This is a genomic window from Pelotalea chapellei, assembly GCF_018531195.1.
In the GTDB taxonomy this organism is placed as follows: domain Bacteria; phylum Desulfobacterota; class Desulfuromonadia; order Geobacterales; family Pseudopelobacteraceae; genus Pelotalea; species Pelotalea chapellei.
The window spans coordinates 257,947-274,647 of record NZ_JAHDYS010000004.1; the positions used below are offsets into that span (position 1 = coordinate 257,947).

Annotated in this window: 16 protein-coding genes; all 16 read left to right on the top strand. The window is 51.1% G+C overall.

Going from position 1 to position 16,701, the window contains the following annotated elements; genetic code table 11:
* Positions 1-6 precede the first annotated feature (6 nt).
* Positions 7-1,131, top strand: a complete 1,125-nt coding sequence (gene lpxB, locus KJB30_RS06155) for a lipid-A-disaccharide synthase (RefSeq protein WP_214297114.1) — start codon at positions 7-9, stop codon at positions 1,129-1,131.
* Positions 1,128-2,879 (top strand): ABC transporter ATP-binding protein, encoded by a 1,752-nt coding sequence (locus KJB30_RS06160; protein WP_214297062.1) that lies wholly within the window; start codon positions 1,128-1,130, stop codon positions 2,877-2,879. Before lpxB ends, KJB30_RS06160 begins: the two co-directional genes overlap by 4 nt.
* On the top strand, positions 2,876-3,799 hold the full coding sequence (locus tag KJB30_RS06165; RefSeq protein WP_214297063.1) for a lysophospholipid acyltransferase family protein: 924 nt from the start codon (positions 2,876-2,878) through the stop codon (positions 3,797-3,799). The genes KJB30_RS06160 and KJB30_RS06165 overlap by 4 nt, the downstream gene beginning before the upstream one ends.
* Positions 3,789-4,472, top strand: coding sequence for a phosphatase PAP2 family protein (locus KJB30_RS06170; RefSeq protein WP_214297064.1), 684 nt, complete (start codon positions 3,789-3,791; stop codon positions 4,470-4,472). The genes KJB30_RS06165 and KJB30_RS06170 overlap by 11 nt, the downstream gene beginning before the upstream one ends.
* Before the next feature lie 174 nt (positions 4,473-4,646).
* Entirely contained in the window at positions 4,647-5,978 is a 1,332-nt protein-coding gene (locus tag KJB30_RS06175) for a 3-deoxy-D-manno-octulosonic acid transferase (protein WP_214297065.1), read from the top strand.
* Positions 5,979-6,085: 107 nt separating this feature from the next.
* Complete coding sequence (gene lpxK, locus KJB30_RS06180; RefSeq protein WP_214297066.1) at positions 6,086-7,171, top strand: tetraacyldisaccharide 4'-kinase; 1,086 nt, start codon at positions 6,086-6,088, stop codon at positions 7,169-7,171.
* Between the two features lie 46 nt (positions 7,172-7,217).
* On the top strand, positions 7,218-7,397 hold the full coding sequence (locus KJB30_RS06185; protein ID WP_214297067.1) for a Trm112 family protein: 180 nt from the start codon (positions 7,218-7,220) through the stop codon (positions 7,395-7,397).
* Positions 7,397-8,440 carry a lipopolysaccharide heptosyltransferase II gene (gene waaF, locus KJB30_RS06190; RefSeq protein WP_367618933.1) on the top strand — a complete coding sequence of 348 codons (1,044 nt, stop codon included), beginning with the start codon at positions 7,397-7,399 and terminating at the stop codon, positions 8,438-8,440. Before KJB30_RS06185 ends, waaF begins: the two co-directional genes overlap by 1 nt.
* Before the next feature lie 54 nt (positions 8,441-8,494).
* Positions 8,495-9,505: an NAD-dependent epimerase gene (locus KJB30_RS06195; RefSeq protein ID WP_214297068.1), complete on the top strand. Its 1,011-nt coding sequence runs from the start codon at positions 8,495-8,497 to the stop codon at positions 9,503-9,505.
* Positions 9,506-9,667: 162 nt separating this feature from the next.
* Positions 9,668-10,414 carry a glycosyltransferase family 2 protein gene (locus KJB30_RS06200; protein WP_214297069.1) on the top strand — a complete coding sequence of 249 codons (747 nt, stop codon included), beginning with the start codon at positions 9,668-9,670 and terminating at the stop codon, positions 10,412-10,414.
* Entirely contained in the window at positions 10,411-11,553 is a 1,143-nt protein-coding gene (gene rfaQ, locus KJB30_RS06205; protein WP_214297070.1) for a putative lipopolysaccharide heptosyltransferase III, read from the top strand. The genes KJB30_RS06200 and rfaQ overlap by 4 nt, the downstream gene beginning before the upstream one ends.
* Positions 11,554-11,572: 19 nt before the next feature.
* Positions 11,573-12,580, top strand: a complete 1,008-nt coding sequence (locus KJB30_RS06210) for a glycosyltransferase family 4 protein (protein ID WP_214297071.1) — start codon at positions 11,573-11,575, stop codon at positions 12,578-12,580.
* Positions 12,580-13,251 (top strand): class I SAM-dependent methyltransferase, encoded by a 672-nt coding sequence (locus KJB30_RS06215; protein ID WP_214297072.1) that lies wholly within the window; start codon positions 12,580-12,582, stop codon positions 13,249-13,251. Before KJB30_RS06210 ends, KJB30_RS06215 begins: the two co-directional genes overlap by 1 nt.
* A 33-nt stretch (positions 13,252-13,284) precedes the next feature.
* Positions 13,285-14,406 (top strand): glycosyltransferase WbsX family protein, encoded by a 1,122-nt coding sequence (locus KJB30_RS06220; RefSeq protein ID WP_214297073.1) that lies wholly within the window; start codon positions 13,285-13,287, stop codon positions 14,404-14,406.
* Positions 14,403-15,548, top strand: coding sequence for a glycosyltransferase (locus tag KJB30_RS18405; RefSeq protein ID WP_214297074.1), 1,146 nt, complete (start codon positions 14,403-14,405; stop codon positions 15,546-15,548). The genes KJB30_RS06220 and KJB30_RS18405 overlap by 4 nt, the downstream gene beginning before the upstream one ends.
* Positions 15,545-16,696 (top strand): glycosyltransferase family 4 protein, encoded by a 1,152-nt coding sequence (locus tag KJB30_RS06230; RefSeq protein ID WP_214297075.1) that lies wholly within the window; start codon positions 15,545-15,547, stop codon positions 16,694-16,696. Before KJB30_RS18405 ends, KJB30_RS06230 begins: the two co-directional genes overlap by 4 nt.
* The last annotated feature ends 5 nt before the right edge of the window (positions 16,697-16,701 follow it).

Below are 16,701 nucleotides of genomic sequence, written 5' to 3' on the forward strand. Positions count from 1 at the left end.
AGGATCATGATCGTTGCCGGTGAAGCTTCCGGCGATATCTATGGAGCAGACCTTGTCCGCGAGACTCTCCTCCACGCCCCCGATCTTCACTTTTTCGGCATCGGTGGTGCCCGCATGCGGGAAGCCGGGATCGAGACACTGGTTGACTCTGCCGATATGGCTGTTGTAGGCTTGGTAGAGGTAATCAAACACTTTGATGTCATCGCGTCCGCGTTCCTGAAGCTGAAACGAATTCTGCACGCTGATCCTCCCGACCTGCTGATCCTGATTGACTACCCCGGGTTCAACCTGCGTCTTGCCAAGGTCGCCAGAAAAGCCGGCGTAAAAGTGCTCTATTATATCAGTCCGCAGATCTGGGCCTGGCGACAGGGACGGGTTAAAAAAATTGCCCGACTTGTAGATCATATGGCTGTCATTCTCCCGTTCGAAGCTGATTTCTACAAAACGACCGGAGTACCGGTCACCTTTGTGGGACATCCGATGCTCGACATGGTCAAGGTGGATCTGTATCGTACCGCAGCTGCCGTGAGCTTTGGTCTTGATCCCCAACGCAAAATCGTGGGACTCTTTCCAGGTAGTCGCAGAAACGAGATCGAACGCCTCCTGCCTGTCATTGTTTCCTCGGCTGCAAAACTCCAGGAGCAATTCCCCGGAATTCAGTTCGTGCTCCCACTGGCCTCCACCCTGCAGCCTGACGACATAACTCCGCAACTTGAAGCAGCGGGACTTAAAGTCACTGTAACCCGGGAGCGCATTCATGACCTGATCAGAGCGTGCGATGCCATCATCTCGGTTTCCGGCACAGTTACCTTGGAAATAGCCCTGGTTGGAACGCCCATGGCCATAATCTATAAACTCTCACCGCTCACCTATCAGTTAGCAAAACGCCTGATAAAAATCGACAAGATCGGCCTCTGCAACATTGTGGCTGGTGAAACTGTGGTCAGGGAACTGATTCAAGACGAAGCCAATCCTGATACTATTGTTACCGAAATCACCAGAATACTCACCGATTCAGCCTATGATGCCGACATACGTCGCAGATTGTCCGAAGTGCGAACCCGACTCGGTTGCGGCGGCGCATCCCGTAATATGGCACGACTAACCTTAACCATGATGGAACCCCAATGAAGCCCACTCTTATACGCATTCTCGGTTACTTTAAACCCTACTGGAAACTGCTGGTCATTTCTGCAATCTGTTCAACCATCGTGGGTGCCATGGACGGTGCTTTCGCCTACCTGGTCAAACCCATGCTGGAAAGAATATTTGCTGAAAAAGACAGTGGAATTTTCATACTGGTCCCGCTGGGGATCATTACACTCTTTGCGGTTCGTGGCATCACTCGTTTCACCTACGACACCAGCATCAAGCTGGCTGGACAAAAAGCCATCCAGGATATTCGCAACGATATGTTTGCCAGCAATGTTCGCCTGGACATGGCCTTTTACAACCGCAATTCCACCGGCGAATTAATGTCGCGCATGACCAACGACATCAGCGCCATGCAGGAAGGCATCGCCAACATCGTCACCGGACTGTTCCGTGATGTCGTATCCGCCTGTTCCTTGTTGGGAACCCTCTTTTACCTCAACTGGAAGCTGGCCCTCGTCTCTTTTGTGGCCTTGCCTTTGACAGCCTACCCGGCGCAGTTGATCGGGAAGAAAATTAAGAATGCGTCAGGTCGCAGCCTCAATCTCATGGGGGGCATCACCGCCATTCTTCAGGAAACCTTTTCCGGGATAAGGGTCATCAAGGCTTTTGGGCTGGAAACCTTGATCATCAATCGCTTCAAAAATGCGAACCTGAACTATCTGCAACAGATGCGCAAGTTCATCAAGTACGAATCCCTGGCTACCCCGGTTTCGGAAGCCATTCTCTCATTCGGTATTGCCGGCGTTGTGTATTTCGGCGGCAGCCAGGTCATGGCAGGACGCATGACTGCGCCCGGGTTCTTTGCATTTATTGTTGCCCTGGCAATGATTTCCAAGCCGGTCAATAAACTGCAGGGTTCGTACAACGTGCTGCAACGCTCGGCAGGAGCCGCGGAACGGGTCTTTCAGACACTCGATCAGAGCCGGGCAATAACGGACAAACCAAACGCTGTAGACATGAATCGTGCAAGCGGCCTTGTCGAATTCAAAAATGTATCCTTCAGCTATGGTGAAGAGCCAATCCTGCAAAACGTTTCCATAAAAGCGACGAGCAACCAGATGATCGCCCTGGTGGGACCATCGGGCGGCGGCAAGACAACCCTTGTCTCCTTATTACCTCGTTTTTATGATGTCACTGATGGGGCCATCTTCATTGATGGGCATGACATACGAGATATCACATTGAATTCACTTGTTTCCCAGGTAGCACTTGTGGACCAGGAAACAACCCTCTTTCACGACAGCATTGCCAATAATATTCGCTATGGCAAACCGGACGCAACGATCGAAGAGGTAACTGAGGCGGCCACTGCCGCGTATGCCCATGATTTCATCAGCCAGCTGCCAGCAGGGTATGACACAAGCATCGGCGACCGCGGCATCCGACTTTCCGGCGGTCAGCGCCAACGCATCTGCATTGCCAGAGCTCTCCTGAGGAATGCACCTATTTTAATCCTGGATGAAGCCACCAGCGCCTTGGATACCGAAAGCGAGCAAATGGTTCAGAGGGCGCTCGACAATCTGATGGTCAATCGAACGACCTTTGTCATCGCTCATCGCCTCTCCACCGTGCTTCACGCGGACAAGATAATCGTTCTAGAAAAGGGGCGTGTCGTCGAGAGTGGCACCCACAATGATCTGCTGGCCAACAACAGTCTTTACAGTCGCCTGCATTCCCTGCAGTTCAAGGAGCGGGATACAGATGAAATGGTTTATACGCAATGAAAAAAATTTCCTGGATGATACAGGCGGCTGTCTTTTACATTCTCACCCTTGTCGCAGCCCTGCTACCCTCTTGGCTAGCCTTGCCCGTGGGCTCGGTGGTCGGTTTACTGTTATCCCGCCTGCTGCCTTCCCGACGAAAGATTGCCTCTGAAAACATCCGTCTGGCACTCCCATTCATGAAGCATCACCCTCTTTGGAACACCCCAAACCTGACGGCCGAGCAGCTTGCCGAGGAGACCTTCAAGAACCTGGGACGCTCACTGATGGAAGTCTGCCGGCTTTACCACGGCAGAGGCCTTGATATCATCAACAATATCGAACTGCGCGGGCGGGAACATTATGAAGCAGCCAGAGCAAAAGGCAAGGGGATGATCCTGCTCACGGGCCACTGCGGCAACTGGGAACTGCTCGCCCTGGGGCTAAGCAGTATTTTCGATGAGGGGATGTCGGTGGTTGCCCGCCGCCAGAACAATCCTTACCTCAACCAGATGGTCGAAAAGATGCGCATGCGCTACAACAACACGGTTCTGTACAAACAGGGGGCGCTCAAGGGCATTCTTTCAGCAGCCAAGAAAAACCGGCTGGTAGGAATGCTGGCGGATCAGGCGGTATTTGAGGCTGATGGAGCATTAATCGATGTTTTAGGGCGAAAAGCATGGGCCTCAAAAGCCCCTGTGATCATAGCCCAAAAAAGTGGGGCGCCGCTGCTTCCCACCTTCATTCATCGTGAAGGGAAGCGACAGATCATCACTTTTTACCCTGCACATATTTTCGGCGGCGACATGACCGAAGAGGGGGTCCGCAGGGAAAGCCAGGCAATTTCTCGATACGTGGAAAATTACATAGTGGCCCATCCGACCCAGTGGTATTGGGTTCATCGCCGCTGGAAACGGGCCGGGGAAACTTCCCATGGAGCGTAGCGCCTGGTATGAAGCAATTGTAATCACTGCTGTGCTGGTTGCACTCACGGCAATAATAGCTCTGAGCGGGCTGGACCTGATGATCTCATCCCATTTTTATACGGCAGGCAACTGGCCTGTAGGGGAGCAGTTTCCCTGGAAGCTTCTCTACCGTATTGACAGAATCCCCGCGCTATTCCTGGCGGTTGCCGGCCTGTGGATGGCCACCCCTGCTCTCTTGAAACCGGCACGATGGAGCCGGAAAGCCTGCAGCGGCGTCTTTCTTGTTCTTCTGCTGGCACTTGGACCGGGTCTGCTGGTCAATGTGGTCTTCAAGGAAGGCTGGGGCCGTCCCCGTCCACGTGATATCGTCCAATTCTCGGGGAGTAAGACATACCTTGAACCCTGGCAGAAAGGTACCATGGGCCAAGGGCGCTCTTTCCCTTCCGGTCACGCTTCAGCTGCCTTTTACATGTCATCCCCTTTTTTCATTTACCGCCGTAGACGCCCTTGCCTGGCACGTGTCTGGCTGGCAGGTGGCATCTGCTTCGGCATCCTGATGAGCATCGCCCGCATCACCCAGGGAGGGCATTTCCTGAGCGATACGGTCTGGGCATTTGGCATGGTCTACCTGACCGGACTGGCACTATCCGTGATTATGGGGCTGAACAAGGAAGACCGCACCACAACCTGACAGGCTGTTGAAAATCTACTGCGGACCCATGGGCCTAAAGGGCCAATCTGCTGCGTTGCCACTCGTTCAAAACCTCAACGTACGCGCGGGTACGCCTCGGGTTTTCGCTCGCTTGCACCTTGCATCTTGGCCTCCTCATAACGTTTTTCAACAACCTGCTAATTTTGAGAAAATATGTTCTTCTTCTTTTACAACATAACCTCCATTTTCCTGGTTCTGCCGGTCAGCCTCTACCATTGGTACCGCTCCGTCAGCCGCGGCAGGTCGCCTGCATTCAAGGAACGCTTCGGATTTTTACCACGAGAGGAACTTGCAAAAATCGGTGGACGGCCGGTGATCTGGCTGCATGCCGTTTCTGTGGGAGAGGCCATTGCCGCCCGTCCACTGCTCAAGGCTTTGCGCGCGAAGTATCCCTGCCATGCGATCCTTGTTTCTAATACTACCGAAACCGGCCGGGCCATCACCTCATCTTTTCCTGAAAAAGATATCAGCCTGTACTTTCCCTTTGACTTTCTGCCGGCTGTCCGCCGCGCCCTGGAACACATCAAGCCTGAGCTGATCATCATCATGGAGACGGAGATCTGGCCCAACTTCACCCGTCAGGCCGCTCTTCGCGGCATTCCGGTGATCCTGGCAAATGGGCGAATCTCTGACCGCTCCTATAGTCGCTATCTTGCTTTCAAATGGTTCTTTCGCCATGCACTTCAACTTTTTTCCAACCTCTGCATGCAGACCGAGGTCGATCGGGAACGTATCATCGCCATCGGGGCACCACCGGAACGTACTCTACGGATCGGCAACCTGAAATATGACATTCCATTCCGCCACCTTTCCCCTGAAGATATCATCGCCCTGAAAGAGCATTACACTATTCCGCATGAGCTTTCCGTCATCTGTGCCGGCAGCTCTCATCCCGGAGAAGAAGAACATATCATCAGCGCTTACCGGGAATTGCTGGTCAGCCGTAGTGACCTGTTCCTGGTGCTGGTTCCTCGGCATCCCGAACGGGCAGCGAATGTGGCCGCGCTTCTGGCAAACGCCGGACTGGCCTACCGCCGCCGTACCGATCTGGCTGCCACATCCGACGTAATGTTCCGTAGCGGTGAGGTTCTCCTTGTGAACACCATCGGTGAGCTGATGGGACTGTATGCTTTATCTGATGTCGTGTTTGTCGGGGGCAGTCTGGTACCAACAGGGGGCCATAATCTGCTCGAGCCTGCCTCTGTAGGCGTTCCGACCATCTTTGGACCACACATGACCAATTTTCGTGAAATAGCTGCGCTGGTTCTGCAGCATCAGGCAGGTATCCAGGTAGATACACCTGCAGACTTGGCCGAGGCATTTCAGAAACTTCTGTCCGAGCCCGTACTGCGACAGGAGCTGGGGCGCAATGGTCTGCTCATGATGCGGGAAAATGGCGGTGCCACAGAGCGGCATATGGAGATCATTGCCGGATATCTGGACACAAAATTTCCTTCGAATAACACGAAGCAACGGAGCAACTGAGGACACCAATCCTTTTTATTCAAACTTTATTATTTTGTTAAACCTGTCATGACTTTCTCAGAGTTTACTCCGTTGCTCAATTGCTCCGTGTTTACAAGGCTTTTTAAATGAAGGCATCATTCGTAACATACTGGCGCCACTTGGCCAACGGTACCCACACTGGCCCTTTCAATTACCTGTTGCTCGGTGTGCTGATTCCGCTCTCCCTGCCTTACGCTCTGATTCAGCGTTTGAGAACCTGGTGCTATCAAGCCGGAATCTTGAGGAGTCACACCCTTCCCCGCCCGGTCATCTCCATTGGTAATATAACTGTGGGCGGCACCGGCAAGACTCCTGTCGCAGCCTATATTGCACACCTGCTGCTTACGCAGGGATTGAAAGTCGCCGTTCTTTCCCGTGGATACGGTGGAACGCTGGAAGGCACAACCGCTGTTGTTTCTGATGGCAGCAAGGTACTGCTGAGCGCAGAAGAGTGTGGTGACGAGCCCTTTCTGCTCGCTTCCACCGTATCGGGACTGATGGTCGTCATTGGCAGCAACCGTCATTCTGCCGGACTTATGGCCATGGAGCGGCTGTCTCCCGATATTTTCCTGCTGGATGACGGTTTTCAACATATGCGCCTGAAACGCGATCTGAACATCCTGTTACTGGATGCCAGAAAACCTTTCGGCAACGGCTGGTGCCTCCCGGCCGGCCTTTTGCGCGAACCCCGCTCAGCCTGTCTCAGGGCCGACCTTGTCATCCGCACCCGTTGCCCCCAAAACGATTCAGGCACCACACCGTTGCCTGGAATCCCAATGTGCAACGCCAGCCATGAACTTGGCGAAGCAGTTTCCCTGACAGGCGGAGAACCGCTGCAACTTGACAGCCTGCGCGACAAACGTATCCTGGCTTTTGCCGGAATAGCCGATCCGCACGCCTTCTTCGATGGACTGCGCGCACATGGCATGAATCTGGTCTCCACACAGTGCCTGCCGGACCACAGCACCTACACTCCAGCCGACATTGCCGCCCTTGCCGATACAGTGGCTTCCTCCGGCGCTGATTACGCGATAACAACCGAAAAAGATGGCGTCAAGCTCAGGCATCTTCCCGTTGAACTTGCACAAAAAGTACTGCTCGCCAAACTCACCATTTCCATAGACGACCCTACCCCACTAAATACTGCACTTCGCAATTTACTTCAAAAATAAGCCAATTCATGGCATAGTAATCAACTTTTTAAAACAACAGGTACTCATGCTTTCCCATGATCAGCTAAACATACTTGCCTGCCCTGTCTGCAAGGGAGCGCTTTCCATGGACCACGCTTCTCAAAAGCTTCATTGTCAATCGTGTGACATCAGCTTCCCGATCCGGGACGGCATCCCTGTCTTGCTGATAAATGAGGCCACCACGAACGATCAGATTAGGAAATAGTGAAACCTTTGAGTGACGGCAACGTAAAAAGGCTGCTTATACGTGCTACCAACTGGGTCGGGGATGCGGTCATGACCACCCCCGCCATTGGCGTTATTCGGGAATATTTCCCGCAGGCAGAAATCACCCTGCTGGCCAACCCGATAGTAGCAGAACTTTTTTCGCCCCATGCATGGGTTGACCGTGTCATCAGGTTCGATCGCAAAGGGGCCCACAAGGGGATAACAGGCAGACTGCGACTGGCTGCAGAGGTACGAAAACACTCCTTTGACATGGTGATAGTGCTGCCCAACTCCTTTGATTCGGCGTTAGTGCCGTGGCTGGCAGGAATACCGGTCCGACTCGGCAAGAATAGTGATGGACGCGGCCTGCTGCTGACAAGGCGCTACAACCCGGACAAGCAGACATCAAAGGGGCACGAGGTACAGTATTACCTCGACCTGGTTCGCCACTTCGGCATAACCGGTCAGGCACGCGATCCGCAGCTAACAGTAACCACACAAGAAGAACAGCAGGCCGCCTCGCGGCTGGCGCAGACAGGTATCGAGCCCCAGGACTTCCTGATCGGCATCAATCCGGGCGCTGCTTTCGGTTCAGCCAAACGCTGGTATCCCGAGCGCTTCGCCGAGGTTGCCCGACGACTGGCACATGAATGGAACGCCAAGGTCGTTATCTTTGGAGGGCCAGGCGAAACGGACATTGCAGCGGCCATTGAACAGGAACTGGCAGGTACATGTCTTAATCTGGCCGGCAAAACCACCGTGCGCGAATTGATGGCTCTGATCCGTCGCTGCAATTTCTTCGTCACCAATGACTCCGGTCCCATGCACATTGCCGCTGCCGTGGATGTCCCGTTAGTGGCCATTTTTGGTTCCACCGACCACACCGGCACATCGCCTTTCACGGATAAAGCTGTCATCGTTCGCAAGAATGTTCACTGCGCCCCCTGCAAATTGCGGGAATGCCCGACCGATCATCGCTGCATGACAGAGGTAACAGCGGATGATGTCGTAACCGCTGCACAGAAACTGATGGGCCGCTGAAACAAACAAGCGCAAAAGCACCCTCAAAAAACACTACCTGCTGGAGGTTCAGAAATGGCTAAAATTCTTGTTACCGGAGCAGCCGGATTTATCGGCTTTCATCTCAGCAAGCGCCTGCTCGCCCGGGGCGACGAAGTGGTCGGACTGGACAATCTCAACGATTATTATGATGTGCGCCTCAAACATGACCGCCTCAAGCAGCTGAAAGGGGATGCAGGCTTCAGATTTGTGGAGTGTTCACTGGAAGACGCGACGGCTATCGAGCAGCTCTTTTCCACGGAGAAATTCGACCGGGTGGTGAACCTTGCGGCCCAGGCCGGTGTGCGCTACTCGCTGCAGAATCCCCAGGCCTATGTCAGCAGCAACATTGTGGGTTTCATGAACATCCTGGAAGGGTGTCGGCACAATGGCGTCAAGCATCTGGTCTACGCCTCCTCCAGCTCTGTCTATGGCGCCAACACCGCCATGCCCTTTTCCATTCACCACAATGTGGACCATCCCGTTTCGCTCTATGCCGCCACAAAGAAAGCCAACGAGCTGATGGCCCATACCTATTCCAGCCTGTACGGCCTGCCGACCACCGGTCTGCGTTTCTTTACCGTCTATGGACCGTGGGGACGCCCGGACATGGCGCTGTTCCTCTTTACCAAGGCAATCGTGGAAGGGAAGACAATCGATGTCTTCAATAATGGCAAGATGCGCCGCGACTTCACCTACATTGACGACATCGTGGAAGGGGTCATGCGGGTCAGCGACAAGACCCCGGTTGCCAATCCGGCCTGGAGCGGGGATTCACCCGATCCCGGCACCAGTTATGCCCCCTACCGCATCTACAACATCGGCAATAACAACCCGGTGGAACTGATGCACTTCATCGAGACCCTGGAAAACAGCCTTGGGAAAAAGGCCACCAAGAATCTGCTCCCCCTGCAAGCTGGCGATGTTCCTGCCACCTATGCAGATGTAGATGATTTGATGAATGATGTGGGCTTCAAGCCGGCAACCAGCATCGAAGATGGCATCAGCAGGTTTGTGAAGTGGTACCGCGAATATTATGAGTGCTAAGAGGTTGTTGAAAAACTCAGGTTGTTCAAAAATAGTCAGATCGTCGCAACCGAAGAAGGTCCCGCGGAGGCGTAGCAGCGCTACGCCGCACAAGGTGGCTTTCGAGGATGGCGGCGAGATGGCTGTTTTTCAACAACCTGTTAATGGGATCTGGATCAGCAGATGAGACTCTCAGCCACCATTATCACCCGCAATGAAGAGAAAAACATTGCCGATTGCCTGGCCAGCCTTGATTTTGCAGATGAAATCATCGTAGTGGATTCCGGCAGCACCGACCGAACCGAAGAAATATGTCGACTTCATCCGAAAGTACGTTTTTTTCATCAGGAGTGGCTCGGCTACGGCACCCAGAAGAACAGGGCGGCTGAACTTGCCAGCTGCGACTGGATCCTCAACCTGGACGCGGATGAGCGGGTCACACCGACACTGCGCGATTCAATCATACACGCTGACACCTCGACTTTCTCGGCTGCCAGAATGGCCCGGGAAAATTACTTCGGGAAGCGCTGGATCAGGCACTGCGGCTGGTATCCTGATTTTACAACTCGCCTTTATGACCGCCGCACATGTTCGTTCAGTGATCGTGCAGTTCATGAGACCCTGGAGTGCGAAGGAAAGGTTGTAACACTTGAGGGCAATCTGGTGCACCGCACCTACGAAAACATATCAGATTACCTGCGGCGGATGGATAAATATTCGACGCTGGCTGCAGAGGAAATGTGTCGGGCGGGAAAATCAATTGGTGTTGTTTCCCTGCTTCTGAAGCCTATTGCGACCTTCATCAAGATGTATGTTATTCGCAAAGGATTCTTGGAAGGTAGTTCGGGACTTCTACTTTCAGTGCTCTATACCCAGTACACCTTCTGCAAGTATGCAAAATTAAGAGAGTTGAAAGCAGCAAATTCATGACCGACCTCCGAAACATCACGTCAATTCTTGTCATAAAAATGCGGAATATCGGTGATGTCCTGCTGACAAGCCCGGTCTTTGCCAATTTACGCGCCGCCTATCCTGGTGCCCGCATCTGTGCCTTGGTTAATTCGGGTACTGAAGAGATGTTAACTGATAATCCGGATATCAATCAGGTGTTCGTGTATGACAGGAGCGTCAAAAAACTTTCGCGGTCCGCACGACTGCGGAAAGAGCTGCAACTGCTCCTGGCAATTCGACGGGAGCGTTTTGACACCGTATTCAATCTGACGGAAGGGGATCGAGGAGCTGTAGCCGCCTTGTTCAGCGGGGCTCGCATCCGGGTAGGGACGGATTCACGCGGTCGTGGCATGCTTTTCAAAAATCATATTTTCACTCAAGTAGTAGAACCACCCGATCCGTCGTTGCACACAGTCGAGGCCAACCTGTTCTATCTGAATGCGGCAGGCATGCCAACCCCCATCAGACAGGTCTCTTTTCACTTCAATCCGTCCGACGCCACTGCAGTTAAGGAGATACTTAACAAGCAGGGAGTAGAAGAGAAATCATACTTTCATGCCCACCTCACCTCGCGCTGGATGTTCAAAACCATGCCGCCGGCAACAGCAGCCAAAGCTGTTGACATGATTGCGGCTCGCACTGGATTGACCGCTGTATTTACTGCAGCTCCGGTTGAACATGAACTTGAATATCTGCGTAAAGTACGCCAGCTGTGCGAGACCTCCTCAATTGACTTGGGTGGAAAGTTGACGCTTAAACAATTGGGTGCTCTTTCCGCCTCAGCCGCTTGTTTTATAGGTGTTGACTCAGCGCCGATGCACATGGCGGCAGCACTGGATGTTCCGGTACTGGCTTTTTTCGGACCATCATCTGCCAGCAACTGGGGCCCCTGGGACAACACCTGCCAGACCAATCCATATACCGCCGAGCGGGGCATCCAGAGCAGCGACAGAAATCTGGTTTTGCAATCTGACATGAAATGCGTTCCCTGCCACAGAGATGGTTGCAACGGAAGCAAAGTCAGCGACTGCCTTGATTTTTCTTTAGAGCAACTGTACGCCATTATTAACGACTTCCTGATCCATATAGCCAAAGCTGATGATCTAAAATGTCACTGAAATAAGAGGCATTCCAGGTATGTGTAAAATATTGATGCTCTTCCAAGACAGCAACCTGCCATCAAGTCGTGTACGGGTCTTGAATCTTGTCCCAGAGTTAACCCGTCATGGTTTTAATGTCACAGCAATTCCTTACCCAAAAAATGTTTCAGATAAAATCAACCTAATATCCAAATTGAAAAATTTTGAAGTAGTTTTTCTACAAAAGAAGTTACTTACCCAGATGGAATATTATTGTTTACGTCGCTTTTCGAAACTTTTGCTATTTGATTTTGACGATGCAATTTATATCAAGGACGACAATGCTTCACAATCATTCAGCAGAACCCGACTCCAGCGCTTCAAATACATTGTAAAAAAAGCCGACTTAGTTATTGCCGGGAATCCGGGGCTTGGTCTTTTTGCTTCACAATATAATGCACGGATCACAATCCTGCCATCAGCTGTCCCAGTTACAGCAGTTTGTGTCCGAGACTGGAGCAAACAGCATGAGCGCCCTGTTATTGGATGGGTAGGTGGGGGTGGGAATTTGCATCATCTTGCAATGATTGCCCCTGCATTGCAAGCGGTCGCAAAGGACGTTAATTTCGAACTAAGGGTCGTTTCAGATAAAGAGTTTCATTTAGAAGGAGTTACTGTCAACAACATACTTTGGAAACTTGAAACACAGGAAGCAGAGATAGCCAATTTTGATATCGGCATCATGCCCATGCCTAAAAATCAATGGACCGAAGGAAAATGCAGCTACAAATTGTTACAGTACATGGCGGCGGGAGTGCCGGTTGTCGCTTCGAACTGGGGATTCAACAATGAGGTCATTAATAATGGTGAAAATGGCTTTCTGGCAGGCAGTAACGATGAGTTTGGTACTGTACTCAAATATCTCTTAGACAATAAAGTGCTCTGCTCAGAAATTGGAACAAAAGGGCGCTCTCTTGTTGAAAGAGATTTTTCACTTGAAAGCGTAGGTAGGAAACTCGCATCTGCATTGACTGCAATAATCAACATCACAGAAGAAAAAGTATAATGAATAAACGAGGGTTGGAGATGCACATATATTCCGAAAAACCAAACTCTTATTTTGCAAAGGCCCGGATGGACTTGATACAGCTGATTCCTCCCGATTCAAGCAATCGGATACTTGAAATCGGCGCTGGGAGTGGTGAAACACTTCTATCGATAAAACGTCTCGGATTGGGTTGTGAAGTGGTTGGAGTTGAACTGATGGACATTCCCAACAGCAATCAATTTCATGGAGAAATTGACAACTTCATTATTGGTAATATTGAGGGTATGCATCTCAATTATTCAAAAGAATATTTTGACGTCATTATTTGTGGAGATGTTCTGGAACATCTGGTAGATCCTTGGCGCACCTTGGAAAATCTCAGTTTTTACCTTAGGCCTGGGGGTACATTTATAGCGTGCATACCCAATGTAAGGGAGTTTAAAACATTATTCAACCTAATCGTAAATGGGAACTTCAAATATAAACATAGTGGAGTATTAGACAAAACCCATTTACGTTTTTTTTGCAAAAAAAATATTCTGGATTTAATGACGCATGCGGGACTTCAGCCCACCATGATAAAACCGTATCTAGAGGTTGAAAGGAAAACTTGGAACCTTTTTACTCTAGGACTTCTAGAAGAATTCATTGTTACTAGATATACGGTGGTTGCCAAAAAACCTTGTTGAGTGTCCCTTTTACTGGCGCAAAGGATTAATAGAATGAAAACTATATGTTTTTATCTCCCGCAGTTTCATCCAGTACCTGAGAATGATGAATGGTGGGGCAAAGGTTTCACTGAATGGACTAATGTAGTAAAGGCAAAGCCGCGTTTTAAGGGCCATCACCAACCGCAGTTGCCTGCAGATCTTGGCTTCTATGATCTACGTTTGAAAGAGACACGAATCGCACAAGCCGAACTTGCCAAAATGTACGGAATATCCGGGTTCTGTTATTACCATTATTGGTTCAATGGTAAACGCATACTGGAACAACCTTTTGATGAAGTTCTTTCCAGCGGTGCACCTGATTTTCCGTTTTGTTTGTGTTGGGCGAATGAATCCTGGACAAAAAACTGGACCGGTTTGAACAAACATGTCCTTTTAGAACAAACTCACAGCGAGGATGACGACTTGCTACACATTGATTGGCTCATTAGGGCCTTCAAAGATGTTCGGTACATTAAAGTTCAAAACAAACCGCTGCTGCTAATCTATAGAATTGACCTAATACCTCATGTGCAGAAAATGCTGCAATTGTGGCGTAACAAAGCGAAGATAAATGGTTTTTCTGATCTCTATCTGGTTGCTGTGAAAAACAATTTTGTCAAAAATAGTGCACAGGCCATAATTGACTTGGGATTCGATGGGGTGGTTGAATTTCAACCTAATAGTGCATATTTTCCACATAGAAATCCGCTGCAAAAAATAAAAAATAAAGTAAAAAGAAAAACTAACGTTATATTGGGGCACTTGACAGGCAATATGTTGCAACAAAGTTTTTATGTGAGTGATGTATATGACTATCGAAAATTTGTTGATAAAGCAATCAAGGGCCTTGGTAAGTCCGGCAAAGTTTTCCCAACAGTAATCCCAGGTTGGGATAACAGTGCCAGAAGAAGAGACGGTGCGAGAATTATCCAGAATGACGATCCTGCACTGTATGCCAACTGGTTGAGTAAGGCTATTGAGAGCGTAAAAAGATTTGATTCCGAAGAACAGTTGGTGTTTATCAATGCGTGGAATGAGTGGGCGGAAGGATGTAAGTTAGAACCGGATGCTAGAAACGGTCGGAAATTCCTTGAAGCTACCAGAGATGCAATCAGTAAAGGGGTAGCATCGTGAATACCAAGGACTTAGGTGGAACTATAAAGCATTTCAAAATTCTTCACACCGAATGGTCCTCCGGCTGGGGGGGGCAGGAACAACGCATAATCCTGGAGTGCCAAAAAGCCCAAGAGTTCGGACATGATGTGCTGATTGCCTGCCAACCAAAGAGCGGCATTTTGGCCAAGGCCCGCGAGATCGGAATACCAGTGACAGAAGTAGTCATGCGCTCAGGCTTTGACCCCCGGGCGATATTGCAACTAGTGCAAATTATCCGCTCCCACAATATCGATATCGTCAATACCCATAGCGGCAAAGACACATGGCTTGGCAGTATCGCCGCCCGATTATCAGGCTCTCGGCTGTTGATTCGTACCCGCCACCTTTCCATACCCATATCAACCAGCCCCTTCAACTTTGTGCACCGCATGGCTGATGGAATCATTACAACGGGAGAGACGATCCGCAATGAACTGATCACACGCAACCGGCTCCCGGCAGATCGAATCATATCCATTGCTACCGGAGTATCGCCCCAGCGTTTCGATCCGGCTGCCATTGATGGCTCTGCCACCAGACGTGAGCTGGGATTGCCGCTTGACGTACCTGTCATCACCATGGTGGCGGTCCTGCGCAGCATGAAACGCCATGACATATTCATCGAAGCCGCTCGCATCTTGAATGCCCGTTTTCCCGAAGCTCGGTTTTTGATAGTCGGTGACGGCCCGGGACGTGAATGGGTTGAGGGAATGGTTCGTGATGCCGGGCTGAGTGAGCGTGTAGTCCTGACCGGATATCGCCAGGACGTCCAGAATCTTTTTGCAGCGTCCGATGTGGCTGTGTTGACCTCGGATCGTTTCGAGGGCGTACCGCAGTCTCTCAGTCAGGCCATGGCCATGGGGCTGCCGATAGTTGCCGCGGCGGTCGGCAGTACCGGTGAGTTGCTGCTACATGGGGAAACCGGATTAATGGCCGCATGCGGAGATGCCGCCTCTTTTGCCGAGGCCATCGGCAAATTGCTCGATGATGCACCCTTGCGCCAGCGTCTCGGCGCATCCGCACGTCGCCATGTGCTGAACAACTTCACTGCGGATGTCATGTTCAGCAGAACCGTCGAATTTTATGAAACCTTGCTCTATCGTAAGGGAATAGCACGTTGAAAATTGCCCTCGTCCGCCAGAAATATACGCCATATGGTGGTGCCGAGCGTTATATGGCTCGCCTGGTAACCTGCCTGGCTTCAGAAGGTCATGAGGTCCACATTATTGCAATCAGCTGGGAAGGTCCTCAGACCGCTGGAGTCAATTTTCATCCGGTTCAGATCATAAAGCGTCCTGGGTGGCTGAAAGCACTGAGCTTTTCACAGGGGTGTGCAAAGATCATTGAACAGGAACGTTTCGACATCGTCTTCAGCCTGGAACGCACCCTCCATCAGGACATTTACCGGGCAGGCGATGGTTGTCATCAACAGTGGCTGATCCTGAAAAACCTGGGCAAGGGAAGCCTGCACAAGGCCTGGACCTGGCTGAACCCGTTGCAGCTCGCCTACATCTGGCTTGAGCGCAGAATGTTTACAGATCCCGGTCTCAAGGCGATCATCGCTAATTCCCAGCGGGGCAAAGAGGACATCATCAGGCTGTACGGTGTCAATCCCGACCGCATCCACGTGGTGTACAACGGCATCGAACCCGTTAACCCGGAACAGTCCCAAAGAGACAGAAGTCGTCAGATGCTGGCACAAGAGTTTGCTCTGGGCAATGAACTGCGGCTCCTGTATGTGGGATCAGGCTTCAAACGAAAAGGGGTGGCAGTCGCAATCCGTGCAGTTGCCCGGCTAAAGGCACCTTACCGGCTGTTCATCGTCGGCAAGGGACGTACCTCAACTTATCGCCGGCTAGCTCAGCGACTGGGAATTGAAGACAAAATAATTTTTACCGGCCCGCGCAAGGATGTGGAACAGTTCTATCTGGGGAGCGACATCTTCGTATTTCCCACACTGTATGATCCTTTCAGTAATGCCAGCCTGGAAGCGATGGCTTATGGACTACCGATCATCACGACTCAGTATAATGGCGTAGCAGAGCTGATCCATCCCGGTATCAACGGTTTTGTCGTCCAAGATCCGCTTGATGATACTGCTATAGCAGACTGCATACTGAAAATGTCTGAACCCACTCAGCGACAGCTGATGGGCAAGCAGGCGGCGGAAACAGCCGCAGCTTTCACCATGCAACGTAACCTACGAGAAACACTGGCTGTGATCAACATGATAACAACCAGCAAACAGTTTGCATCACTATCAGCCTGAAAGAG